Below are 25,157 nucleotides of genomic sequence, written 5' to 3' on the forward strand. Positions count from 1 at the left end.
CGAGCGTATGTCTTCCGCAAGCGGGATCATCATGATCGCAGCATTTGGAAGGATAATGGAATGAGAGATCACCGATCGATATGGCTCATCACGGGAGCCTCATCAGGACTTGGACGCGCGATTGCTCAAGCGGTGCTGGAGGCGGGCGATATCGCGATTGCTACCGCACGCGACCCGGCGACGATCCGCGAACTCGTTGAAAGATTTCCGGATCAGGTCGTCGCCGCGCGGCTTGACGTAACCGATCGCACAACCATCGCACAGGTGGTCGGTGAGGCCGAGCGGCGTTTCGGCCGGATCGACATGCTCGTCAATGCGGCGGGCTATGGCTACCTCGCGGCGATCGAGGAGGGAGAAGATAGTGGCATACGCGCCCAATTCGAAACCAACGTCTTCGGTGTGCTTGATGTCACCAAGGCGGTGCTTCCGGGCATGCGCGCAAGGCGGCGCGGCTGCATCGTCAATCTTTCCTCTCTTGGAGGATTGGTCGCATTCGCCGCAACTGGATATTATCACGCGACGAAATTTGCCATCGAAGCGCTTTCGGAATCGCTGTCTCATGAAGTCGGGCCGCTCGGCATCAAGGTTCTGATCGTGGAACCCGGGGCCTTTCGTACCGATTGGGCCGGGCGTTCGATGATCGAGTCCCCCGTTATCATCGATGACTATGCCGAGACGGCGGGGAAGAGGCGGGCCGCGACGCGCGCGGTCTCCGGCTCGCAGCCGGGAGATCCGAAGAAGGCAGCACAAGCGATCCTGAACGCGGTCAAAGCCGAGCAAACGCCGCTTCGGCTTCTCCTTGGCGCATCCGCGCTGAAGGTCGCCAAGGCACGGATGGAGACACTGAAGGCTGAATTCGAAGCCTTGGCCGAGGTGACGACAAGCGTTGATTTCGAAAGCCGATAGTTTGCGCAACCGCGCATTTCCGGCGGTGCGAGAGTGCCCCGCTGGAAACGGCGTGGGTGATATCCTCCTATAATTGACCACTGCGCGCTTTGCGTGGCTTGCCGCTCGGCCCCACGTCGGAAAAGAACATCTATGATTGTAATGAAACAATATACAGATTGACATGATCCATTACCTCTTTCACGCTGATGTCATGAACATCCAGCGCGAGAGAGGAATGAAAATCGTCATGGTATCGCTCACGTCGACAGCGAAGCATCGGAGCGCGCCATGACGACGATGGTCATGCTGCAGAATATCGAGGCAGCACAGCCGCGCATTGCCGGATATGTGCAGCGCACGCCGCTACGGCCGTCGCATGCATTGTCTCAGCGCATGGGCGTCGCCGTTCATCTCAAACTGGAAAACCATCAGGAGACCGGCAGTTTCAAACTTCGCGGCGCCACCAATGCACTTCAATGCCTGAGCGATGAAGCGCGCTCGTGCGGCTTGGTGACGGCGTCGACCGGCAATCACGGCCGGGCTGTCGCCCACGCCGCTAGGGCAATGGGTGCACGCGCGACCATCTGCCTGTCGGCACTTGTTCCTGCCAACAAGGTCGAGGCCATCCGAAGCCTCGGGGCAGACATCCGCATTGTCGGGCATTCGCAGGATGACGCCATGCGGGAGGTCGAACGTCTGGTCCGTGAAGAGGGCATGTGTTTCGTGCCTCCCTTCGATGACGCCGCCGTCATTGCCGGCCAGGGCACGCTCGGGCTTGAGATCGCCGACGATCTGCCTGAGACCACACTTGTTCTCGTGCCGCTCTCGGGAGGCGGGCTGGCCTCCGGTGTCGCCGCCGCGATCAAAGGCCGCCTGCCGGCCGCCAAAGTGATCGGCGTTTCGATGGAACGGGGTGCGGCGATGGCGGCGAGCCTTGCGGCAGGAAGGCCGATCGATGTTCAGGAGGTCGAGACCCTGGCGGATTCGCTCGGAGGCGGCATAGGGCTCGACAATCACCTGACATTCCCCATGTGCCGTTCGCTTCTCGATGATGTGATCCTGCTCAACGAAGACGAGATTGCCGCGGGCATCCGCCATGCAGCCAGGATCGAGGGCGAGACCGTCGAAGGGGCCGGTGCCGTGGGCATTGCCGCACTGCTTGCCGGCAAGATCAAACCCGAGGGGCTGACCGTGATTGTTGTTTCCGGGGCCAATATCGATCCGGCGGTCCATCGGGCAATCGTCGATAATATCAAGGCGGAGGTGGCGCCATGACGCGTGTGCTGATCCTGACGGAAACCGACCTTCGCAAGATCGTTGAGCTCGATGGCGACGCCGTCGATAGCGTCGAGCGGGCCTTTGCGGCCCTGGCGACAAAGGCCGTCGAAATGCCGCCGATCATGCGGCTCGATATAGCAGCCCATCGCGGCGAGGTTGACGTGAAGACGGCCTACGTTCCCGATCTCGACAGTTTCGCGATCAAGGTTAGCCCCGGCTTTTTCAACAATCCCTCGCTCGGCTTGCCGAGCACCAACGGGCTGATGATGCTGTTATCAGCGCGCACCGGACTGGTCGAGGCGCTCCTGCTCGACAATGGCTATCTGACGGATGTTCGAACCGCCGCGGCAGGGGCCGTGGCCGCGCGACATCTTGCTCGTCCTGATGCACGGATTGCCGCAATTCTCGGAGCCGGCATGCAGGCCCGCCTGCAATTGCGCGCGCTCACGCTGGTTCGGCCGATCGAAGCTGCTCGGATTTGGGCGCGCGATCTGGCAAAGGCGGAAAAACTCGCGACAGAACTGACGGCGGAACTCGGCTTTCCCATCGTGGCGGAGGCGGATGCCAAGCAGGCCTGCCGCGACGCCGATATTATCGTCACCACCACGCCGGCGGACAAGCCGATCCTCGATGCCACCTGGCTGCAGCCGGGCCAGCACGTGACTGCCATGGGTTCCGACGCCGAACACAAGAACGAGATCGACCCGGCCGCCATCCTGAAGGCCGCGCCTTATGTTGCCGACAGCCTGAAACAGACGCGGCGGCTGGGCGAGCTTCATCATGCCATTGCCGAGGGACTTGTGAGCGAGGCCGCCGACTTTCCCGAACTCGGCGCCATTGTCGCCGGCCAGGTGCCGGGCCGCCGTTCGCTCGAGGCGATCACGTTTTGCGACCTGACCGGGACCGGTGTGCAGGATACCGCCATTGCCACGCTTGCCCATCGCCGCGCCGTCTCGGCCGGTGCGGGCCAAGCGATCGAAACGACAAAAGCATCAGGAGACCCAGCGTGAGCGAACCGACCCTCAATTTCACCCGCGCCGAATATGCCGAGCGGCTCGAGAAGACGCGCCGCGCCATGGAAAAAGCCGGTGTCGATCTCGTCATCGTCACGGATCCCTCCAACATGCACTGGCTGACCGGTTATGACGGCTGGTCCTTCTACGTACATCAATGTGTGCTGGTGCCTGATACCGGCGAGCCGATCTGGTATGGCCGCGGCCAGGATGCCAATGGCGCCAAGCGCACCGCCTATCTCGCCCATGACAATATCATCGGCTATCCCGATCACTACGTGCAGTCCAATGAGCGCCATCCGATGGATCTGCTCTCGAAGATCATCGAGGAGCGCGGCTGGGGCAATGCCTCGATCGCGGTCGAGATGGACAATTATTGGTTCACCGCCGCAGCCTATGCCTCGCTCGTCAAGCACTTACCGAATGCCCGTTTCAAGGATGCCCAGGGGCTCGTGAACTGGCAGCGTGCCGTCAAGAGCAAGACCGAGCTCGACTATATGCGCAAGGCCGGCCGCATCGTCGAGGCCATGCACCAGCGGATCGTCGAGAAAGTCGAGCCGGGCATTCGCAAATCCGATCTGGTCGCCGAAATCTATGATGCCGGCATTCGCGGCGTCGACGGCTTTGGCGGCGATTACGCTGCCATCGTTCCCTTGCTGCCGTCGGGCGCGGATGCCTCCGCTCCGCATCTGACCTGGGACGACAAGCCGATGAAGAGCGGCGAGGGCACCTTCTTCGAGATCGCCGGCTGCTATCGCCGCTATCATTGCCCGCTGTCGCGCACCGTCTTCCTCGGCAAGCCGACGCAGGCCTTTCTCGACGCGGAGAAGGCGACGCTTGAGGGCATGGAGGCCGGCCTTGCCGCCGCCAAGCCCGGCAATGCCTGCGAGGATATCGCCAACGCCTTCTTTGCGGTCCTGAAGAAATACGGGATCGTCAAGGACAACCGCACCGGCTATCCGATCGGCCTTTCCTATCCGCCGGATTGGGGCGAGCGGACCATGAGCCTGCGCCCCGGCGATCGCACCGAATTGCTACCGGGCATGACCTTCCATTTCATGACCGGCCTCTGGCTGGAAGACATGGGCATGGAGATCACCGAAAGCATCGTCATCACCGAGAGCGGCGTCGAGTGCCTGTCCAACGTTCCCCGACGACTTGTCGTGAAGTGATCGCCTGAGATGAACAGCATGAGCATATCCAAACGTTCATCGCCGATTACACCGTCAGTCGATTTCGACCAGGACGGCATTCAGCACGGGCATCTGCGCCTTCCCTGGTCGCGCGACGATTCCGCCTGGGGTTCGATCATGATCCCCATCTGCGTCATCAGGAACGGTGAGGGGCCGACGGCGCTTTTGACAGGCGCCAATCACGGCGATGAATATGAGGGCCCCGTCGCGCTCTTCGATCTCGCCCGTACGTTGAAGCCGGAGGAGGTCAGGGGCAGGGTCATCATCGTTCCGGCGATGAATTACCCTGCTTTCCGGGCGGCCACCCGTACCTCGCCGATCGACAAGGGCAATCTCAATCGGAGTTTTCCGGGCCGGCCCGACGGCAGCGTAACTGAGAAGATCGCGGACTATTTTACCCGTTACCTGCTGCCGTTGGCCGACATCGTGCTCGATTTTCATTCGGGCGGCCGTACCCTCGATTTCCTGCCCTATGCCGCAGCGCATGCCTTGCCGGATAGGAGCCAGGAAAAGGCTTGCTTCGATGGGGTTGCTGCGTTTTCCGCACCCTATTCCATGCGGATGATCGAGATCGATGCCGTCGGCATGTATGACACCACGGCCGAGGAGATGGGCAAGGTCTTTGTGACGACCGAGCTTTCGGGCGGTGGAACCATATCGGCGCGCACGGCTTCCATTGCCAAGCGCGGCGTTCTGAATGTCTTGAAGCACGTCGGAATCGTTGCAGGTGCCCCGGAGGTCGAAGCGACGCAATGGCTCGATATGCCGTCCTCCGATTGCTTCGTCTTCGCCGAGGCTGAGGGGCTTTTCGAGCCGCTGAAGGATCTTGGCGACACGATTGTCCAGGGCGAGATCATCGCCCGCATCCATCCGATCGGCCGCACCGGGTCCGAGCCCTTTGACTATCGGGCGGCGCTGGACGGTGTTCTCGCCGCACGTCATTTCCCCGGCCTCATCAAGACCGGGGATTGCTTGGCCGTCGTCGCAACATTGACGGAGGCGCCTTGAATTCCCGCGCCGCGATGGCGCGGCGCGGGTCACCACCCCGTTATCGGCAAAGATCCGGAAAACCGGACAGCCGATGACGAATTTCAACCACAGAGGAGTGAACCATGAGATCGAATTTTTACCGCAGCCTCGCCGCCACGGGCCTGACCCTTGGCCTCGCCGTTTCAGCCCATGCCGCTAGCCTCGAGCAGATCAAGAAGGATGGCTACATCCGTGGCGCCAGCGCCAACGAGGTTCCCTATAGCTATATGGACGAGAGCGGTGCCGCCAAGGGCATTGGTCCCGATGTTGCCGCTGCCGTTCTGAAGTCGATGGGTGTCAAGGAAGTCGACTGGACCGTGACGCCTTTCGGCTCGCTGATCCCCGGCCTGAAGGCCAAGCGCTTCGACTTCGTCGCCGCCGAGCAGAACATCCTGCCCGAGCGCTGCAAGCAGGTGCAGTTCACCACGCCGAATTCGAGCTACGGCGAGGGACTGTTGGTGCCGAAGGGCAATCCGAAGAAGCTGCATTCCTATGAGGATATCAAGAAGGATCCGTCGCTGAAAGTTGCGATAGTATCGGGTGCCGATCAGCTCGATTTCTTCCATGGTCTCGGCATTCCGGAATCCCAGATCGTCATGATCCAGGCGAATGCGGATGCGCTTTCCACGATCCAGACCGGCCGAGCCGATGCTTATGCGGCAACCGAGCTGACTGTCGCCAAGCTCGTTCAGGGCAGCACGAATGTCGAGCATGCCGAGCCCTTCACCGATCCGGTGATCAACGGAAAGTCCGTCAGAAGCTATGGCGGCTTCGATTTCCGGCCCGAGGACAAGGAGCTCTACAAGGCCTTCAATACCGCTCTCGAAGCCTTCAAGAAGACCGACGACTACAAGAAGATCCTGATGTCCTACGGTCTCAGCGCCGAAAGCGTCGAGGCCGCACGCACGAAGAGCACCGAAGACCTGTGCGCGGGCAAATGAACCTATCGATAGTCAAGAACGATCTGGCGGCCGTCTGCAGACGATCGCCGGGTCGTTCGGCCCCTCCCATTTTGGAACGGAGGTGACCCGGACATGAGCTGGACACATTATCTGCCGGCATTGCTGAAGGGCGCGGAGGTGACAGCACTCATCGCCGTAGCCTCGATGTTCCTCGGCGCAATCCTCGCCTTTGCCGCTGGTCTTGCTCGCTTTGCCGGAGGGCGGCTGCTCTCCGCGATCGCGATCGTCTATATCGAGATCTTTCGCGGCACGTCGCTTCTGGTGCAGCTTTTCTGGCTCTATTACGCGCTGCCGCTGATCGGGATCTCCTTCGATCCCATCACCACGGGTATCGCTGGCCTGGCGCTCAACATCGGCGCCTATGGCGCGGAGGTGGTGCGCGGCGCGCTGCAGGCGGTCCCCGATACGCAGCATGAAGCGGCGCGCGCCCTGAATTTCAAGCAGAGCCAAGCGCTCTTCCATATCGTCCTGCCGCAGGCCGTGGTCGAAATGATGCCGGCCTTCGGCAATCTCGCCGTTCAGAATCTGAAGGACACCGCCTTGGTGTCGCTCATTTCGATCAGCGATCTCACCTTCCAGGCGCAGCAATTGCGCAACATCACGCTCGACAGCGTGACGATCTACTCGCTGACGCTCATCGGATATTTCATCATGGCTCTCATTTTGGTTGCCTTCATGCGCTGGCTGGAGACCGTTCTTCGTCGTGGCGCCGCTTTCCCGGGGAGGACGCCGGCATGATGTATGGCTTCACCTGGGATACGTCGACGACGCTGTCCTTCGCATTGTCGATCCTGCCGATCCTCGGCATCGGCCTCATCGTCACGCTGGAGGCGGCAGCCGCAGGCTTTGCGATCGCGCTTGTTCTCGGCCTTGTCTTCGCCTTGCTGCGGCGTAGCCGCTTTGTGGCGATCTCCTGGCCGACGGCTTTCGTCATCGAGTTCCTGCGCGATACGCCACTGCTCGTCCAGCTCTTCTTCCTCTATTATGTCCTGCCGATCTACGGCATCGTATTACCTGCTTTCCTGACCGGCGCGCTGGCGCTCGGGCTGCAATATTCCGCCTATACGTCGGAGGTCTATCGCGGCGGTCTGGATGCCGTGCCGCTCGGACAATGGGAAGCTGCGACGGCGCTCAATCTCAGCCGCGGCCGCGCCTATTGGGATATCATCATCCCTCAGGCCATTCCTCGCATCGTTCCGACTATGGGCAATTATCTCGTCTCCATGCTGAAGGAAACGCCCGTGCTTTCGGTCGTCACGGTGGTCGACATGCTCAACCTCGCCAATCTCATCGGGGATCGGACGTTCGAGTATCTGGTGCCGCTTTCCCTTGTCGGCCTGATCTTTCTCATCCTCACGCTCGTCTGCTCGGCGGCCATTCATTGGCTCGAAAAGGCGTTGCCGAAAAACGGAATTGCTCTCAAATGACGCAACCATTGATCCGCTTTCAAGATGTGACCAAGCGCTACGGCCACCTCACCGTGCTCGACAATTTCTGCTTCGACGTCACGCCCGGCGAGAAGGTGACATTGATCGGCCCTTCCGGCTCCGGAAAATCAACTGTCCTGCGCATCCTGATGACGCTCGAGCCCTTCCAGGAGGGAACCCTGCATCTGGCCGGCATGTCCTATCATCAGGACAACGGCCGTGGTCGTTTCCTCGCCAGCGAGGCGCATCTGCGCCAGATCCGTACCCATGTCGGCATGGTCTTCCAAAGCTTCAATCTGTTTCCGCATATGACCGTGCTGCGCAATGTCGTCGAGGCGCCGACACGCGTGCTCGGACTTGGCCGGGCGGAGGCCGAATGCCGCGCGGTCGAGCTTTTGCGCATGGTCGGGCTCTCGGAGAAGAAGGATCATTATCCGAGCCAGTTATCTGGTGGCCAGCAGCAGCGCGTCGCGATCGCCCGTGCGCTCGCCATGCGACCACGCGTGCTGCTGTTCGACGAGCCGACATCGGCGCTCGATCCGCAGCTTGTCGGCGAGGTGCTCGGCGTCATCCGCGATCTCGCACATGAACACGATCTGACCATGCTGCTGGTCACACACGAAATGCGCTTTGCCCGCGAAGTCTCCGACCGCGTCTGCTTTTTCGACAAGGGCCGCATCTGCGAACAGGGCAAGCCGGAAGAGATCTTCAGCGCGCCGAAGGAAGAGCGCACCAAGGAATTTCTGGGCTCGATCCTTTGAAAGATCGACCTGCGGCAAGGTTAAACGATCGATCCCACATCGAAGACGGGCGGCAGCTGTTCGAAGGTGCCGCGAACGGTTTCGAGCGCCGAGCGAAGAGCGGAATGCGAGAGGCGGCCGCCGAGACAGATGCGGATACCGCCGACCGGCCGCTCTCCACCCGCGACGAACGGATCGGATGGCGTTACCGCCACACCCTTGCGGGCCAGCGCCCGCACGAGGCCTTCCTCGGTCCAACGTTCGGGAACAGACAGCCAGGCGCAAAGCGACAGCGGATGGCTGCCGGCGACGAACGGCGCCAGCACATCGGAGACGATCGCCTGCCGGGCCTCCGCCTCGTTTCGCTGGACGGCAAGCAGGGCTTCCGCCGTTCCATCCAGCACCCAGCGCGACGCCATTTCGGCAACGACGTTGGTTGCACTCCATCCGGTGACGCGCAGGATCGAAGCGGCGCGGATCGAATAGTGGGCGGGCACGACGAGATAGCCGATGCGCAGTCCCGTCATCACGGATTTGGTGAAGCTGGTTACGAAGAAACCGAGCTCCGGTATGAGGTCCGCCATCGAGGGGAGGGGATCGCGCAGCATCGGCTTATAGACCTCATCCTCGATGACGAAGATGCCGTGCCGGCGGGCGATATCGGCAATTGCGCGCCGGCGTTCTGTTCCCATGACGTGGCTGGTGGGATTGCCGAGCGAGGAAACGATGACAAGCGCTGTCACGTCGCCGACGGCACAAGCCGCCTCGAAGGCGTCCGGCAGGATACCCTCGCGATCGGTCGGAAGGCCACGCAGCGTGAAGCCCAGAACATTGGCAAGACCGATGATGCCGTGATCGGTCAAGCTCTCGGTCAGGACCACCTCGCCTGGCCGAACGACCGAGGCGACGGCAAGGAAGAGGCCGTGCGCCGCGCCGTTGGTGATGAGGATGCGATCCGGATCGGTTGTGACCGATAAGCCGGCGAGCCAGACCTGTGCTGCCGCGCGATGAGCATCGAGGCCGGCGATCGGACGGCAGGGCCGCATGAAGCTGCTATTGTCGCTTTCCGCAAGTGCCTGCATGAGCTCGCGAGCCGAGCGCTCATGTGCCTCGGTATAGACGGCCCTTATTATGGAAAGATCGGCGCTGCCGCTCGGATCGCGATCGAGCATGAAGCTGTCGGCGCGTTCGGTGACACGGCTGCGCACGAAGGTGCCACGCCCAACCTCTCCGCGCAGATAGCCGCGCCGCTCCGCCTCCTTGTAACTCAGGCTCACGGTTTGCACCGAAATTCCCAATGCGTGCGCGAGATCGCGATGCGTCGGCATCTGCGCGTGCACCGGCAGAATACCCTCATCGATGTCGGATATAATCTTGTCGGTGAGCAGCTTGTGCTTGGTCGCACCCTTGCGATGCTGGAGGACAGGTTTCCAAGCGCCATTGTCCTGGCTTTTTGAATCATGACGATACATGGATTGATCCGGTACAATTACAGGAATCCATGTACACCATTCGGTGCCGGATGGCGACGTCCGAATGCAATGGCGGGGCCTATTGTCAACAACGGGCCCCGCCATCGGCGTAGGGTGTATAGGGTCGTCTCGTCAGGATCGGATCAGCGGTTCGAAAATACGCTTTCGATGGCGCCTGCCGCTGCCTTGACGACGGTATCGGCTTCCTCGCGGGTCAGGCACAGCGGCGGTGCAAAGCCGAGGATGTCTCCCTGCGGCATGGCGCGGCCGATGACGCCGCGCTCGAGCAGTGCCGCCGCCACCTGCGGACCGATCTTCTGCGCGGGATCGAAGAACTTGCGCTCGTCCTTGTCCTCGACGAATTCGATTGCTGCCATCAGCCCGTCGCCACGAACCTCGCCGACATGCCGGTGGCCGCCGACGGCCTTGGCAAGTTCAGAGCGGAAATAGGCACCGGTCGAGCCCGCATTCTCGACGATGCCGAGTTCGTCGACCAGCTCGAGATTGGCGATGCCGGCAGCCGCGCAGATCGGATGGGCGGAATAGGTCCAGCCATGGCCGATGGCGCCGAGCTGATCGGATCCCTGGACAAGCACCTGCCACATCTTGTCGGAGACGATGCTGCCCGAAAGCGGCGCATAGGCAGACGTGAGGCCCTTGGCGATGGTGATCAGATCCGGCTTCATGCCGTAATGATCTGAGCCGAACATCGTGCCGAGACGGCCGAAGCCGGTGACGACCTCGTCGGCAACGAGCAGCACGTCATATTTGTCGAGGACGGCCTGGATCTTCTGCCAATAGGTCTTCGGCGGCGGAACGATGCCGCCGGTTCCGAGGATCGGCTCGCCGATGAAAGCTGCGACCGTTTCCGGACCTTCGGCGAGGATCATCTCCTCCAACCTGTCGGCACAATGCTGCGCGAACTGTTCCTCGGTCATCGAGCGGTCGGCGCGGCGAAAGAAATAGGGCGCCTCGGTGTGGAGGATCGGCGCGCGCGGCAGGTCGAAGGCCTTGTGGAACAGTTCGAGGCCGGTGAGGCTGCCCGTCATGACGCCGGAGCCATGATAGCCGCGCCAGCGCGAAATGATCTTCTTCTTTTCCGGTCGGCCGAGGATATTGTTGTAGTACCAGATCAGCTTGATGTTGGTCTCGTTGGCGTCAGACCCGGAAAGACCGAAATAGACGCGGCTCATACCCTCAGGCGCGCGATCGATGATCATCTTCGAAAGCGTGATGGAAGCTTCCGTGCCGTGGCCGACATAGGCATGGTAATAGGCGAGGTTCCTTGCCTGCTCGGCGATCGCATCGGCGATTTTCTGCCTGCCGTAACCGACATTGACGCAGTAAAGGCCGGCAAAGGCATCGAGGCTCTTCTTGCCGGCGGTATCCGTGATGTAGACGCCGTCGGCACCGGCGATGACGCGGGTCGGCGTCTCTCCACGAGCGTGCATGCCCATATGAGTCGAGGGATGGAAGAAATGGTCCCTGTCCCAGGCGTTCAGTTCGTTGCGCTTGTCCAGCATATTATCGTTCCTTCTTTTTCTATTCGCGGCGTCAGGCTGTCGTGTCGACGCAGAGATATTTGAGTTCGGTGAAGGCCTCGATGCCATGGCGGGAGCCTTCGCGGCCGAGGCCTGACTGCTTCCAACCGCCAAAAGGGATCGGGCCGCCCGTGATCTTCACGCGGTTGATGGCCACCATGCCGTATTCGAGCGCCCGGCCGAGCCGCATCTGCCGCGCGCCGTTGGCCGTCACGACATAAGCGACGAGGCCGTATTGGGTGTCGTTGGCCCGGGCGATGACCTCGTCTTCGCTATCGAAAGCGGTCACAGCAGCGACCGGTCCGAATGTTTCCTCGCGCATGATCAGCGCGTCCGGCGAGGGATCGACGAGCAAGGTCGGCTGGAAGAACAGCTTCCCGGCCGGGTGCCGTTTCCCGCCGACGACAAGCCTTGCGCCATGTTTCAATGCGTCGGCGACATGCTCCTCGACCTTGGTAATGGCGCGTTCGTGCATGAGAGGCCCGATATCGACGGCACCGTCCAATCCATGGCCGACCTTCAAGGCGGCAACGCGCTTGGCGAACGCTGCAACAAAGGCGTCCATGATCGGGCGCTGCACGAAGATGCGGTTGGCGGCGAGGCAATCCTGGCCGGAGGTCGCGAATTTGGCATTGATGGCGATATCGACGGCGCGATCGAGATCGGCGTCGTCGAAGACGATTAGCGGCGCATGACCGCCAAGCTCCATGACGAGCCGTTTCATGCTTGCGGCACATTGGCCGGCGATCAGCCTGCCGATCTCGGTCGAGCCGGTGAAGCTCAATGCCCTGACCCGCTGATCGTCGCAGAAGGCCCCGACGATGGTTGCGGCATCACCGGTCAGTACGTTGAAGACACCGGCGGGGAGCCCGGCGCGTTCGCCGAGTTCGGCGAGCGCCAGTGCCGACAAAGGCGTTTCCGACGACGGATGGGAAACGACCGTGCAGCCGGCTGCAAGCGCCGCGGCGGCCTTGCGCGTGATCATGGCAGCCGGAAAATTCCAGGGCGTGACGATCCCGACGACGCCCAAGGCTTCCCTGCGGACGAACATTTCGGTGTCGGGCAGATGGCTGGTCACGCTTTCGACATTGATCCGCTTGGCTTCCTCGGCGTACCATTCGACAAAGCTTGCGGCGTAGTCGATCTCGCGGCGGGATTCATCGAGCGGCTTGCCCTGCTCCAGAGTCATGATCAGCGCCAGATCTTCGCGCGCCTCGATCATCAATTCGTACCATCTGCGCAGGATCGACGCTCGTTGCTGCGGCAGGAGTGAGCGCCAGGCCGCAAAGGCATCCGTTGCCGCGTCGATGGCCTCGAAAGCTTCTCTCTGGTCAAGGCTGGTGACCCAGGCGAGCGTTACGGAGGATGCGGGATCGGTGACCTGGAAGCTGCGGCCGGCTTTGCCGGCGACCCAGCGGCCGGCGACATAGGAAAGGTCTCGCAGCAAATGACGGTCGTTCAGCCGCGAAAGGGCTTCATGATAGGTGGCGCGGGCATGGAGCGCAGTCATGATCGGGTCTTTCTTTCCAGATGGTCGCCAGATGTCCAATGCTGTCACGGAATGCCGCGAGAGATTGTCCATTGCAGGCAGCTGGAAGAGAGAAAGCACCTAAAGAGAGAGGCGCCGATGGAGAATCTCTCTATTCGCCGCCGGGCACATCCGGGGAAAGCAGATCCGTGACGGGCAGCACCGTCTCCTCCTTCACGGTCTTGGTGACGATGTAGGTGAAATAGCGCTCGATACCGAGATCGCGATCGAGGAGATCGTCGATCAGGCGTTGATAGGCATCGATATTGGCCGCCATGATCTTCAGAATGTAATCGACGCCGCCGCCGACGGCCCAGCAGGCAACGATTTCCGGAATGGCCGCGACGGCCCGCTCGAAGCGGTCGAAGTCGGCCTGGCGATGGTTGGCAAGCGTAAGCTCGACCATGACATTGGCGATCGGGGCGAGCCGGCGCAGCGACAGGCGCGCGTGGTAACCTGTGATGATGCCTGCCTTTTCCAGCTTGCGAAGGCGAAGCCAGCATGGCGTCGGCGAGAGGCCGACCTTTTCGGCGAGTGCAAGCTTTGTGATGCGTCCATCGCGCTGAATGGCATCCAGTATCCGCAGGTCGATTGCATCCAGTTTCATTTAAAGCCGCTTGTCTGTCATCCGAGGTTTCAAGAGCAATGGCATTCGAAAACGGCACTGACAAGCAGGCTGAGCGGAATTGAATGATCGGCTACGCCGGCGGCAGGTCCGGAATGGAAGCATGTCTGGCGTAAAGCCGCTGCAACTGGTGGCGCAGCAGCAGCGGCCTCATCGAGTATCATTCGGGCGCCACGACCAGCGTCTCGTCGATTTTGGCGTCTTCTTCCGAAAGGCTGCGCTGGCGAGCCAGGCGCAGGAGCGTGGCCAGCAGCAGAATGGCCATCAGTCCGAGCTCGACGGCGATGGCCGTTACTCCCGCCGTGAGATAGACGCTGTCATATTGCAGGACCTGTGCGAATACGGCGCCGAGGATCGCTGGCCCGAGGCCCAGCGAAACCTGCTGCATGGTGGCGAGCATGGCGCTGCCTGCTCCTGCATGTTCATGCGGCACATCGGCGAGCCCGAGGCGATAGAAGCAGTTGACGATCAGTGCCTGACCGAACCCGATCAGGATCGTGGAGGGGATGAGATTGATGACAGCGAGCCGCGGCCAGACGATTTCCAGCGTCACGATGAGCAGGGCAAGCCCGGTCATTTGGATGAGGCAGCCCGTCACCAGCATGGCCTCGCGGCGCATGCCGGCAAGCCGGCGCGTGACGAAGGCGGCCGAGACGAAATAGGAGCCGCCGAGCGCGATCAGTGCATTGCCCGATTGCAGCGGCGTCAGGCCGGCGCCCGCCTGCAGCGTCAGGGCGAGGACGAACATGAAGCCGCTCCAGCAGGTGAAGAAAATGATGGCGATCAGCCCGCCGAAGCGCATGCTGGAGATGCGGGTCAGCGACGGTGGCAGGATCGGGAAGGCGCCGCGCGCTTCCTTAGCCCGCTCGATGCGCCAGAGAAGCGCCGTTAGCGGCAGGATCGGCACGAAACCCGCCAGGCAGAGCCAGTTCCAATGCAGAGACGGGCCAAGCGCCGTCGGCAGCAGCACCGATAGCGTCAGCAATGCCAGCGTGATCATGCCGGACCAGTCCACCGGCACTCTGCCTTGTCCGCGCGTCTCCGGAACGTGGCGCCACATGCAGAAGAGGATCAGGGCGCAGATCGGCAGGTTGATGAGGAAGATGCTGCGCCAGCCGGAGCCGGCGATATCGGCGGAGATGAGAAAGCCGCCGAGGACTTGGCCGATGATGAAGGCGATGCCGCCGATTGCGCCGTAGAGCGCAACCGCGCGGGCGTGGTCACGCCCGGTAAGCGTGACGTGGATCGTCGCCAGCACCTGCGGCACCATCAGCGCCGCCGCAATTCCCTGCAGCGTACGAGCGACGATGAGGAAGGCGACGGATGTCGCGACGCCGCAGAGCAGCGAAGCAAGGCAGAACAGCAGCACGGCCAGACCGAACATGCGTCGGCGGCCGAAATTGTCGCCGAGGCGTGCACCCATGGCCAGGCAGACGGCGAACGCCACGCCATAGGCGGCAACGAAGAGCTCGAGTTCCGTCTCGCCGGCATGCAGCGAGGCGGAAATGGCGGCAAGGCCGACATTGATGATGGAAAAATCGAGCTGCAGCAGCAATTGCCCGGCAAGCAGGATCATCAGGCCGACTTGGCCGAGCCGGATTGGTGCGGATGACATGAAGACCTCAAAGGATTTCCGAAACTGAGTCCACTGTCTTCTACACCTATGTTAAACTGGTACAAGATACCTGTTTAGACTGGTATAAAAAGTATCAGGCTGGAGAATGAAAATGCACGGCACGCTCGATATTGCCCCCAATCACATGCTGTCGCGAGCCCAGGAACTCGGCGAGCTGCTGCGTCGGCGGCGGGAAACGCTCGATCCCGTGCGTTTGGGCCTCAGCCGCGTCGGGCGAGTTCGTACACCCGGATTGCGGCGCGAAGAAGTGGCGGCGCGCGCCGATATCGGCATCACCTGGTACACGAAGCTGGAACAGGGCCGGCCGATCCGCGTGTCGCCGCGCGTGCTGCTTTCCGTCGCGCAGGCACTGGAATTCAACGAGGTCGAAACCGAGCATCTGTTCAGGCTGGCAAACCTGCCCGTTCCGCCCCGGCTCGATTCTCCCCAGGTGTGCAAGCCGCTGACCGCGGCAAGCCAGCACATTCTCGATCAACTCTGTCCCTATCCCGCTCTCATCCAGACGCAACGCTACAATATTCGTGGCTTCAACGAAGCCTATCGCCGTCTGGTCGGAGTGGACCTCCATGCGATCCCGGCTGAAGATCGGAACTGCATCTATCTGTCCCTCGTCAATCCTGCCTGGCGCGCAAGTCAGGCCGACCCCGACGAGATGCTGGCCCACATGGCTGCCCTGTTTCGCGCCTCCATGGCCGAACATCTCGACGATCCCGTCTGGGAGCGGCAGCTGGAGCGCTATATGAGCGCCTCGGATCAGTTCCGTATCGTATGGGACCGCTATCAGCTCAAGGGCATCGAGAATGCCGTGAAACGCTTCCGTCTTGCCGATGGTACGATCCTTGCGCTGCAATCCAACAACTGGTGGGCAAGCCCCAGCAACGACGACCGCATGATCGTCTACACGCCTGTCGATGAGGTCGGAGCCGAAAGGCTGAAAGCCATGATGAAACGCAGGCGGGCCTGCTAAGGGCAGGCGGCACTCCACCCGCGGGAACCTTTTTGCGGCCGAGTGCTTTTCGTCTGACGATTTCAAGAACGATATGGTTATCCTTTGCCGCGCTCATCTCCTTTTGACCAGCAAGCCCGCGCACTCATCCCACTCGCGCTCCTCAACTTCTTCATGGCCGATGTTCAGGCGGGCATCGGCCCCTTTCTTGGTGTCTTCCTGATCGCGCATGGCTGGCAAAGTGGATCGATCGGCTCGGTCATGACGATCGGCGGCTTTGCCGGCATGCTGATGATGGCGCCGGCCGGCGCCTTCATCGATGAGACGACGCACAAGCGGGCATGTATCATCGTACTTGGCATCTGCACCGTCCTGGCCTCCATGACCATATTGCTGTCGCAGGCCTTCTGGGTTGTGGCGCTGTCCCAGGTTGCGACTGCCGTTGCGGGTGCCGCGATCGGCCCGGCTCTCAGCGGAATTACCCTCGGCATCGTCCGGCAAGCCGGCTTCAATCGGCAGACCGGTTACAACCAAGCTTTCAACCATGCCGGCAATTTGGTCGGCGCCGCGCTATCAGGATGGCTCGGCTGGATGTTCGGACTGACGGCGGTATTCTGGCTTTCCGCCGTGTTCGGCGTGCTCACCATCGGTTCCGTTCTGATGGTTCCCTCCGCCGCGATCGACGATAACGAGGCGCGAGGCGCCGTTCTCACCGTGATCGGCCCGCAAGGAAAAACGGAAACTGCAGCACAGCGCAAACCGAGCGGTTTCACGGTGCTTGCGGAATCAAAGCCGCTGCTGATCCTGGCCGGTGCTCTCGCATTATTCCATCTCGGTAATGGAGCGATGCTGCCGCTCTACGGGCTTGCCGTGGTCTCCGCCAAGCGAGGCGATCCCGCAGCCTTCGTTGCCCTGACCGTCGTGGTGGCACAGGGCACCATGATCATCACCTCGTTGATTGCGATGCATATGGCGGAAAGGAGAGGGCAGTGGCTCGTGCTGCTGATCTCCTTCATGTCTTTGCCGGTCCGCGGTTTTGTCGCAGCCCACCTGATTACCGCCTGGGGCGTCTATCCGGTCCAAATCCTCGACGGCGTCGGCGCGGGCCTGCAGAGTGTCGCCGTGCCGGCGCTGGTCGCGCGCATCCTGAACGGAACCGGCCGCATCAATGCCGGCCAGGGCATTGTGATGACCGTTCAAGGTGTCGGCGCATCCTTGAGCCCAGCCATTGGTGGTTGGCTCGCGCAGGAAATCGGTTACAGCGCGATGTTCGTTATTTTGGGGAGCTTCGCGCTCGGCTCGATTGCGCTTTGGATCGGCTTTCATGGCGTTCTGCGAGCCGCTGCGGCGGTGCCTGAACCCATTGAGGTTGCATCGCCCAGATTACCAGAGGGGACGTCCTAGGCCTATTGCGGTGTCCGCCAGTCAAGGGAGATATCGCGGTTCACCGCGATGTCTCCCTTGTGCAAACCCTTTGTTTCCGCGCTACTGAGCCGCCGTCCTCGGCGTTCCAGCCTGCAGGTCGGCTTCGTCGGCGAGGATCGCGGCTGCCTCGTTCAGCAGCACGTCCTTTGCGTTCTTGCGGGCTTTCTCGATGGCGATATCGGCACTCAGGCTGCGCTCGTTGGCCTGCAGGCCATCATCCTCTCCAGTGTCCACGCCGTCGTTGATCTGGTCGCGCGACTTCAGGCGATTTGCCTGGGCGGCCATTTCGTTGCGGCGTTCGGTTTCGTTGAGAGAAATGACCTGTCTGTCTCGCTGTGCTTTCAGCACGGCAATGTCTTCGACAAAGCGCTGGAAATCCTTGTCGTTCTGTACGCGTTCATCATGGCGGCTTTGAAGCTGCGGCAGCAATGCCTTTATGTTGCCGGCGGGCGTATATTTTGCCGGCTTGACCTGTGTCCACGGCAGGGCATTGTCATAGCTCGATTCACCAAAGCTCTTGGGGTCCGAAAGGCCCGGCAGGCTAATGTCGGGCGTCACGCCGCGCAGCTGGGTCGTGCCGCCATCGACGCGGAAAAACTGGGCCACGGTCAATTTCAGCTCGCCGAATTTCGGCTTGGCGTTATGGGCGACCTGGTCGAGATTGACAACGGTTTGCACCGTGCCCTTGCCGAAGCTGGGTTCGCCGACAATCACACCTCGGCCATAATCCTGTATCGCGGCGGCGAAAATCTCGGACGCCGAGGCCGAACCGCGATTGATCAGCACACCGACTGGGCCGGTCCAGGCGGGGGTTGAAAGATCGTCGTTTTCCACCTCCACTTGACCGTCCGCATTGCGTTGCTGAACCACCGGACCTTTGCCGACAAACAGACCCGTCAGATCGATCGCTTCGGCGAGCGAGCCGCCGCCATTGTTTCTAAGGTCGATCAGAACGCCTTCGACCTTGTCCTGCTTCAACTCGTCGAGAAGCTTGGCGACGTCACGGCTCGCGCTTCGGTAATCCTTGTCGCCTTTTCGCCGCGCTTCGAAATCTTCATAGAAGGCCGGCAGCGTGATGACGCCGATCTTGCGGGTGGCATCGCCATCCTTGACAGACAGGATGGTTTTCTTGGCAGCCTGCTTGTCAAGGCTGATCTTGTCGCGCACCAGGCTGATGACGTGATGCTTGCCGTCGGGGCCGGCATCGGCCGGCAGGATATCCAGGCGCACGACGGAACCCTTCGCGCCGCGTATCATCTGCACGATTTCATCGAGGCGGGTCCCCACGACTTCCTTGATCGCACCGTTCTCGCCTTGGCCGACGCCGATAATACGGTCGCCGACCGCCAGCTTGCCTGACAATTGCGCCGGGCCGCCCGCGACGAGCTCGCGGATCGTCGTGTAATCGTCTCTTTCCTGCAGCACCGCGCCGATGCCAACCAGCGAGAGCTTCATGGAAATATCGAATTCGGCCGAAGCGGTCGCGCCGAAATAGTCGGTATGCGGGTCGACCGACGTCGTATAGGCGTCCATGAACGACTGGAACACGTCGTCGCTCTTGTATTTGTAGGCCCGCTCAAGCGAGTTTTCATAACGCTTGTCAAGCGTGTCGCGAATGGCGGCATCATCCTTGCCGGCCAATTTCAGGCGCAGCCAGTCGTTCTTGACGCGTTTGCGCCACAGGTCATTGCTTTCCGCTTCGGATTGCGGCCACGGCTGCTTGTCGCGCACGAGGGGATAGTCTTCCTGCACGCTGAAATCGAACTTCTGCTTGAGCAGGCCGCGCGCATAGCTCATGCGATCGACCACCCGCTGCTCATACGTGTTGAAGATCGAGAACGGGATATTCAGGTCTTCCTGGTTGATCGCATCGTCGATCTTGGTGCTGCCGGCCATGAACTTGTCGATATCCGCCTGCAGGAAGATGATCCGGTCCGGATCCAGGGATTTGATGAACCGGTTCATGACCTTGGACGACAAAGCATCATCCAGGGGAACCGGCCTGTAGTGGAAACGGGTGAGGAATTCCGCGCTCAAATGAGCGGCCTGCGCCTGTTGCGGCAGTGGCGTCAAAATTGGCGGCGAACCTGCTTCCAGAGCATATGCCGACGGAGCAATTGCCAGGAAAAGGCAGAGTAAACCATATTTCATACGCATCAAATCTTGGCCCGATTCTGGATCATTGAATGTTGGATGTATGATCTTAGGTGGAACAATTATGGTTTTTTGGCAACCAGACAGGTGCTTTCCTTGCGGAAACATTTTTCCAAATGTCGCCAGGAGAGCTGATGGACACCACGTTCTAGGGCTGCCGAAAGGAAGTTCAGAACGGGGACGGAGGTTGTCTGTGTGGGTGGCGTCGGAGACTGCGGAAGGGGCCGTGAACGACCCGCAAGGGCAAAATATCTGCAAAATCCCCGCTGGCGCTCGCTAGACTTCCATGACGTCTTCGAAGGCTTCCGGAAAATTTTCACGTGCCAACTTCTCGTTGATGACAAGCATCGCCTCATAGGACATCGGATCGAAATCCTTGTCCGCCGCCACGACCTCGCGTCCGAAGAGCAGGTTCAAGCGGGCCGCATCGAGGTTGCCGCGCTCGAAAGGTTCGGTTCCGAATTGATGCCAGAGCGCGTGCAGGAAAGCCGCGTCGACACGGTGTTCCTGCGATCCCGGTCGCGCGCGGCGCGGGAGCTGTTTGATCGGCGTGACACCCCTGGGGTTTGCGCGGCGAATGGTGAATTGGATGCCCGTTCCCGGCATGCCGGATGGAAAGCCGCGGTGCTTTGTCATATCGGGAAGCTGCTTGGCCATGGCTATCGTTCCTGCTCGCTACGAGGTTCTGTCGGGCCCTTCCAACGCCAGGGCAACTCGATGGAGAGGGGTATGCAGGCGCACTCTGTCGTGATTTCCGTCGTTCCGTCAATCCCGGGACCCAGGCTTTCAAAGGCATTGGTCCGCTGGCCGGGTTCGGGCTGATGTACCGCGTTCACGCGCCACATCGGGATGGCTTGGTCGGCGGCACTTCAAGCCGCATCAGTTAAAAGATGATATGGCTGCACGAGGGAATCGGCTGGAATGCCCCACTCCTTATGTAGTTTGTGGATCATATCCACTGTAAGGGCGCGCCTCCGGTTAAGCACCTCGGAGGCGCGAGACTTGGAGTTGAATAGATCAGCCAAGTCGGACTGCTTGCGGCCCATCATCTCCATGTGAGCCTTGATCAGCTCTATCGGCCCTGGAGCTTCGATCGGGTAATAACGATCCTCATAGGCTTCGATAAGAGTGGAGAGAATATCGAATCGGTCTGCCTCCGGGGTGCCCAAATCGGGCGGCGCATCGAAGTATTGTTCAACCTCGCCAATAGCCCAGGCAAGGTCTTCATCGTTCCTGATGGCGCGGATGTTGTCCATTACACGGTCTCCGGGTTGATATTATCGTATTCTTTACGAGTGCCGACAAATTTGATCAGCACCCGTTGGTATGGATAAGCGACGTGGACAATCAGACGGTATTTGTTCCCCCCAATATCGAAAATAATGCGATTATCGCTGACGAAATCGACATTCGCTCCGAACATCATTTTGACATCGGTCGGCCCGCTCCACATCGCCTTGTCGACCATTGCGTACCAAGTCCTTAATGGGGTTTCAGCTTGGGGATGGATTTCCCAAAACTTCCTCAATGTGGACTTAGCGATGATCTGCATGAGCAGTATGCAGCATATTCCCATATCGGGAACAAGGAAAATTTCCCGAAATGGGAACTCCCTGAAAGTCTCTCTTAAAAAATCGAAGTTCAAAGCAATGACGGTTTCCCGGAGTCAGCTTTTTTATGCCCAATGAGCAAACATGGTGCGGTATTTTCCTCTGCGGTTGCTGCCAAGGTAACCTCCTCCATACCTTTGCGTTTCCCATTTCCTCCAAATGAGCAGCACGAGTTACGGCGTCCGGCTCCGCATGATTTTATAGAAGAATGCGAAACAGTTTACCGATGGGCAAAGGACCGGCATGGCCTGTGCCGGATGCCGCCGGATGTTCAGGTCCGGTGGCATCGGTCGTCAGAAGCCGCTATCAGGGATCGGATAGTTCTTCGGTTTCGACGTAGCCATAGACCTCAGGCAATATGAACTTGGCCGCGAGGAAGCCGATCAGCGACAGGATCGCCACCGAGAAGGTCGCGCCGGCCTTGCCGAACTGCTCGCTGAGGATGGGGAACACGAAGGCACCGAAAAAAGACGCCCCCTTGACGAAGACGTAGCCGAATCCCGAAGCCGTTGCCTTGAAGCGGCTTGGGGCGACCATGGACGATATCGTCATGCCGTTGGACGCATCCCAATAATGGCCCCACATGAGAATGCAGGCTCCGACGACGATGATGATCTTCCAATCATATTGTATGCCGAGGCCGCCCAGGATAAGGCCGAGGAATGCCAGGCCGAAACCCCACATGGCAACGCCGCGATGGCCGATTTTGGGCAGCATAAGGGGCGCCACATAACCGGAAATCGTCGCAAGGCAGAAGATCAGGGCGGTCACCATGTTCGTGCCGGTAATATTGCCGTCGCTCGACACACCGACACCGCTCAGCACCAGGATGACCGGCAGGTAGAAGCCCCAGGCCGTGAATTCCGCGCCTTGGCACGCGTTGGAAATCCACGAGAAGATCGTCGCCCGTTTCTTGATCGGATCGGCCCAGATAACCTTGAGGAAGTCGCCGAGCTTGGGCTTGGCTAGCTGCACATCCTCGTTCGGAAGCATGTCGAGCGGATCGTCGAACAGCCGCTTGGAAACCTCCTTGGCTTTTCTGAAGTGACCGCGCTGCAGCAGGGAAAGAGGCGTCTCCGGCAGGTCGAGGCGCCAGAACAGGAGGATCGCCGCCGGAACGGCGCCGAGCGCGAGAGCGACGCGCCATAGCAGCGAATGGTCCATGCCGCTGATATACATCACCGTGATGATGATGATGGCGAATACCTCGCCGAGCCCGAACATGAACTGCCAGCGGCTGCCCATCTGTTCGCGCTTGCCCTTGGACATCGATTCCATGATGTAGGCATAGCCGTTGGAGATGTCGCTGCCGAGCGGAATGCCGATCAGGAAGCGGATGAGGATCAGTTCCCATATGTCACGCACGAAGGCCTGCGCGAGCGCCAGGACGATGAACAGGATCATCGTGCCGATGAAGACCTTCTTTCGTCCGAAATAATCGGCAAAGATCCCCCCGAGCAGCGCACCGATCAAGGCGCCGCCCTGGACGGCGGCGGTGGCAAGACCGAGCTGTGCCGCCGTCGGATTGAAATCCGTCTTGATGAAGATCAGTACGAAGGCGATGGCATAGAGATCCCAGGCCTCGATGAGAATGGTTGCGATCATCATCCAGCCGCCCTGCGTGCTGGATAGCGTATTGGGCTTGTTTAACAGGACTCTCGTCGCTTCATCCGACAATTTCCGTATGGTTGCCGGATCTTGAGTATCAATTGCTGCCATTCACTCCTCCTCCACATGGTCGATCATTGCGCCTTGATTGCTTATGTCGCGAAGCTGAGCTGCACCTTCATTTGCGTGGTCCGGTCGCGGACGATATCGAACGCCTCGCGGATGTGTTCCATCGGCACCGTCGAGGTGATGATCGGGCGCACATCTATGCGTCGCTCCGCTATCATCCGGGCGGCCAGGGCATATTCGCTATGGAAGCGATGTGTGCCGACCAGGCGGATCTCCTTTCCGACCAGGGCATTGAACGGAATATGCGAGCCGTTGCTGACGCCGACCGCGACGATGGTGCCGCGCGGCTTCACGATGGGAAACAGATTGCCCAGCGCGATGCCGGATCCGGTGCATTCGAAACCGACATCGAAGTATCCCTTGTCTTCGGAATAGCCAGCGAGACGGTCGCCGTCGCCCCCATTGATGGCCAGGGTGGCTCCCATTTTCTTCGCCGCCTTCAACGGGGCTTCCGCCAGATCGACGGCAACGACTTCACGCGCGCCTGCCATGCGTGCAGCACCGATCAGAAGGGCACCGATCGGACCCGCTCCCATGACCACCACGCTCTTGCCCAGCAGGCTGCCGGCATTGTTGATGGCATGAAGGCCGACCGAGAGCGGCTCTGCACAGGCTGCCTCGTCCAATGCTGCCTCGCCGACGGGCTCGCATTGAAAATCCTCGACGACGATGAGATCGCGAAAGCCGCCATCGCAGTGCGGCTTGCGCATCGCGCTTCCGAAGAACTGCATTTCCAGGCAATGCTGCTGCTGTCCGGCCTGACAAAAACGGCAGCGGCCGCAGGGCCGGCTCGGGCAAAGCGCCACCCGATCCCCTGGCTTTACATTCCCAACGCTTGCGCCGACGGCCTCGACGGTGCCGGCGACCTCGTGACCCAGGATGATCGGTTCGGTGACACGGATCGTGCCGATCCCGCCATCCCAGAAATAATGGATATCCGATCCGCAGATCCCTCCGGCACCGACACGCACCAGGACCTGGCTGTCGCCGGCAGCACCGACCTTACGCTCCTCGATACGTATGTCGCCTTGAGCGTGAAGCACGCAAGCTCTCGTCTTCATGAGCTCCCTCCTGTGTTTCTGGGACGCTATCTTCCGTCAGGCAGGATGGAGCAGCCAATCAGCCGCCGCTGCCTTGGCTGTGCCGATTGCCAAACGGCTAGGTCGATGGCGTGAAAAAATCGGGATATTGCGCCTCGACCGACGGCAGATCCTCCAGAATGAGCTGCAGGTGCTGCCTCATCTCGCGCTCGGCCTCGTCGGGCGCGGAGCGTTCGATGCTGTCGACGATGGCGGTATGCTGTCGCACGAGCTTTTGTTGCGGGAAGCTTCTCAACGTGAGGTGACGCACGCGGTCCATCTGCAGCTTCACGTCCTCGATGACCTTCCAGCCATAGGATCGGCCCGCCGCGTCGGCGAGGGTCCAATGAAACTGCTCGTCCAATTTCATGAAGTCGTCGGGCCTGTCGATCGGGATTGCCGTCTGTTCTTCCAGCTGCAGACGAAGATGTCTGATCAGGCGAGCGTCGCTCTTGGCCGCAAGCTCGCGTACGATATGGGTCTCGATCGCTTCGCGCACGAAACGCGCGTCGATCACCTGAGCGATGCTGATTTTTCGGACAAAGGTACCACGCTGCGGCCTGACTTCGAGCAGACCATCCTCGGCAAGCTTGATAAAAGCCTCGCGCACCGGCTGGCGGCTCGTGGCAAATCGCCCTGCGATGTCCACTTCCGACATCGCCGTGCCCGGACTGAACTCGCCTCGAACAATCAGCCGGCGGAGGGCTTTATATATTTGCGGTCCCACGGCGGCCGTCGGCTCCAGCGACCATGCGGTCGTCCGGGTCTCGTCCGTGCGTTGCGCCGTTGTTCGGGTTAAGTGGTCAATAGTCGCCATGTCGCATTCAATATAGTGGACTACCATACTAGTCAATCACAATCCTGCATGCTAATG

The 25,157-nt window shown here is 60.6% G+C and carries 23 protein-coding genes; 11 read left to right on the plus strand and 12 right to left on the minus strand.

All coding sequences use genetic code 11. From position 1 onward, the window contains the following. The first annotated feature begins 60 nt into the window (after window positions 1-60). From DQ393_RS32055 to ehuA, 9 genes are all read left to right on the plus strand, one after another. Window positions 61-906 (plus strand): oxidoreductase, encoded by an 846-nt coding sequence (locus DQ393_RS32055; protein WP_112345697.1) that lies wholly within the window; start codon window positions 61-63, stop codon window positions 904-906. A 270-nt stretch (window positions 907-1,176) separates the two neighbouring features. After that, window positions 1,177-2,163: a hydroxyectoine utilization dehydratase EutB gene (gene eutB / locus DQ393_RS32060; RefSeq protein ID WP_181592462.1), complete on the plus strand. Its 987-nt coding sequence runs from the start codon at window positions 1,177-1,179 to the stop codon at window positions 2,161-2,163. After that, on the plus strand, window positions 2,160-3,176 hold the full coding sequence (gene eutC / locus DQ393_RS32065) for an ectoine utilization protein EutC (RefSeq protein ID WP_112345698.1): 1,017 nt from the start codon (window positions 2,160-2,162) through the stop codon (window positions 3,174-3,176). The genes eutB and eutC overlap by 4 nt, the downstream gene beginning before the upstream one ends. Then, the gene (gene doeA, locus DQ393_RS32070) at window positions 3,173-4,351 is read left to right on the plus strand and encodes an ectoine hydrolase DoeA (RefSeq protein WP_112345699.1); all 1,179 of its coding nucleotides are present in this window, start codon (window positions 3,173-3,175) and stop codon (window positions 4,349-4,351) included. The genes eutC and doeA overlap by 4 nt, the downstream gene beginning before the upstream one ends. A gap of 9 nt (window positions 4,352-4,360) precedes the next feature. Continuing rightward, window positions 4,361-5,380 carry a N(2)-acetyl-L-2,4-diaminobutanoate deacetylase DoeB gene (gene doeB, locus DQ393_RS32075; protein WP_112345700.1) on the plus strand — a complete coding sequence of 340 codons (1,020 nt, stop codon included), beginning with the start codon at window positions 4,361-4,363 and terminating at the stop codon, window positions 5,378-5,380. Window positions 5,381-5,484: 104 nt separating this feature from the next. Then, entirely contained in the window at window positions 5,485-6,342 is an 858-nt protein-coding gene (ehuB, locus tag DQ393_RS32080) for an ectoine/hydroxyectoine ABC transporter substrate-binding protein EhuB (RefSeq protein WP_112345701.1), read from the plus strand. 93 nt (window positions 6,343-6,435) lie between these two features. Next, entirely contained in the window at window positions 6,436-7,101 is a 666-nt protein-coding gene (ehuC, locus tag DQ393_RS32085; protein WP_112345702.1) for an ectoine/hydroxyectoine ABC transporter permease subunit EhuC, read from the plus strand. Next, complete coding sequence (gene ehuD / locus DQ393_RS32090; RefSeq protein ID WP_112345703.1) at window positions 7,098-7,790, plus strand: ectoine/hydroxyectoine ABC transporter permease subunit EhuD; 693 nt, start codon at window positions 7,098-7,100, stop codon at window positions 7,788-7,790. The genes ehuC and ehuD overlap by 4 nt, the downstream gene beginning before the upstream one ends. Next, window positions 7,787-8,551, plus strand: a complete 765-nt coding sequence (gene ehuA, locus DQ393_RS32095) for an ectoine/hydroxyectoine ABC transporter ATP-binding protein EhuA (protein ID WP_112345704.1) — start codon at window positions 7,787-7,789, stop codon at window positions 8,549-8,551. Before ehuD ends, ehuA begins: the two co-directional genes overlap by 4 nt. Before the next feature lie 20 nt (window positions 8,552-8,571). Here the strand turns inward: ehuA and DQ393_RS32100 are convergent, their stop codons facing one another. The 5 genes from DQ393_RS32100 to DQ393_RS32120 all read right to left on the minus strand — a co-directional run bounded on the left by DQ393_RS32100 (window position 8,572) and on the right by DQ393_RS32120 (window position 15,311). Then, window positions 8,572-10,002 (minus strand): PLP-dependent aminotransferase family protein, encoded by a 1,431-nt coding sequence (locus tag DQ393_RS32100; protein ID WP_112345705.1) that lies wholly within the window; start codon window positions 10,000-10,002, stop codon window positions 8,572-8,574. A 143-nt stretch (window positions 10,003-10,145) separates the two neighbouring features. Then, entirely contained in the window at window positions 10,146-11,525 is a 1,380-nt protein-coding gene (locus tag DQ393_RS32105) for an aspartate aminotransferase family protein (RefSeq protein ID WP_181592463.1), read from the minus strand. Window positions 11,526-11,556: 31 nt separating this feature from the next. Next, complete coding sequence (locus tag DQ393_RS32110) at window positions 11,557-13,053, minus strand: NAD-dependent succinate-semialdehyde dehydrogenase (protein WP_112345707.1); 1,497 nt, start codon at window positions 13,051-13,053, stop codon at window positions 11,557-11,559. A gap of 130 nt (window positions 13,054-13,183) precedes the next feature. After that, window positions 13,184-13,678, minus strand: a complete 495-nt coding sequence (locus tag DQ393_RS32115) for an Lrp/AsnC family transcriptional regulator (RefSeq protein ID WP_112345708.1) — start codon at window positions 13,676-13,678, stop codon at window positions 13,184-13,186. A gap of 178 nt (window positions 13,679-13,856) precedes the next feature. After that, a complete protein-coding gene (locus DQ393_RS32120; protein WP_112345709.1) occupies window positions 13,857-15,311 on the minus strand; it encodes an MFS transporter in 1,455 nt (484 codons plus the stop codon). Window positions 15,312-15,423: 112 nt separating this feature from the next. Here DQ393_RS32120 and DQ393_RS32125 point away from each other — a divergent pair, with 112 nt between their 5' ends. Together DQ393_RS32125 and DQ393_RS32130 are read left to right on the plus strand one after the other, a co-directional pair. Then, window positions 15,424-16,299, plus strand: coding sequence for a helix-turn-helix transcriptional regulator (locus DQ393_RS32125; RefSeq protein WP_112345710.1), 876 nt, complete (start codon window positions 15,424-15,426; stop codon window positions 16,297-16,299). Between the two features lie 84 nt (window positions 16,300-16,383). Next, window positions 16,384-17,682, plus strand: coding sequence for an MFS transporter (locus DQ393_RS32130; protein ID WP_112345711.1), 1,299 nt, complete (start codon window positions 16,384-16,386; stop codon window positions 17,680-17,682). 81 nt (window positions 17,683-17,763) lie between these two features. Here DQ393_RS32130 and DQ393_RS32135 read toward each other — a convergent pair whose 3' ends face one another. The 7 genes from DQ393_RS32135 to DQ393_RS32165 form a co-directional block, all read right to left on the minus strand. Further along, window positions 17,764-19,860, minus strand: a complete 2,097-nt coding sequence (locus DQ393_RS32135; protein WP_112345712.1) for a carboxy terminal-processing peptidase — start codon at window positions 19,858-19,860, stop codon at window positions 17,764-17,766. A gap of 273 nt (window positions 19,861-20,133) precedes the next feature. Further along, entirely contained in the window at window positions 20,134-20,514 is a 381-nt protein-coding gene (locus DQ393_RS32140; RefSeq protein ID WP_112345713.1) for a hypothetical protein, read from the minus strand. Between the two features lie 212 nt (window positions 20,515-20,726). After that, complete coding sequence (locus DQ393_RS32145; RefSeq protein ID WP_112345714.1) at window positions 20,727-21,113, minus strand: helix-turn-helix domain-containing protein; 387 nt, start codon at window positions 21,111-21,113, stop codon at window positions 20,727-20,729. Further along, window positions 21,113-21,409, minus strand: coding sequence for a type II toxin-antitoxin system HigB family toxin (locus DQ393_RS32150; protein ID WP_112345918.1), 297 nt, complete (start codon window positions 21,407-21,409; stop codon window positions 21,113-21,115). The genes DQ393_RS32145 and DQ393_RS32150 overlap by 1 nt, the downstream gene beginning before the upstream one ends. 364 nt (window positions 21,410-21,773) lie before the next feature. Continuing rightward, complete coding sequence (locus DQ393_RS32155; RefSeq protein ID WP_112345715.1) at window positions 21,774-23,186, minus strand: MFS transporter; 1,413 nt, start codon at window positions 23,184-23,186, stop codon at window positions 21,774-21,776. Between the two features lie 41 nt (window positions 23,187-23,227). Continuing rightward, a complete protein-coding gene (locus DQ393_RS32160; RefSeq protein WP_112345716.1) occupies window positions 23,228-24,265 on the minus strand; it encodes an L-idonate 5-dehydrogenase in 1,038 nt (345 codons plus the stop codon). Window positions 24,266-24,362: 97 nt separating this feature from the next. Next, the gene (locus tag DQ393_RS32165; RefSeq protein ID WP_112345717.1) at window positions 24,363-25,100 is read right to left on the minus strand and encodes a GntR family transcriptional regulator; all 738 of its coding nucleotides are present in this window, start codon (window positions 25,098-25,100) and stop codon (window positions 24,363-24,365) included. Between the last annotated feature and the right edge of the window lie 57 nt (window positions 25,101-25,157).

The organism is Martinezella tropici (assembly GCF_003287875.1).
GTDB lineage: Bacteria > Pseudomonadota > Alphaproteobacteria > Rhizobiales > Rhizobiaceae > Rhizobium > Rhizobium tropici_C.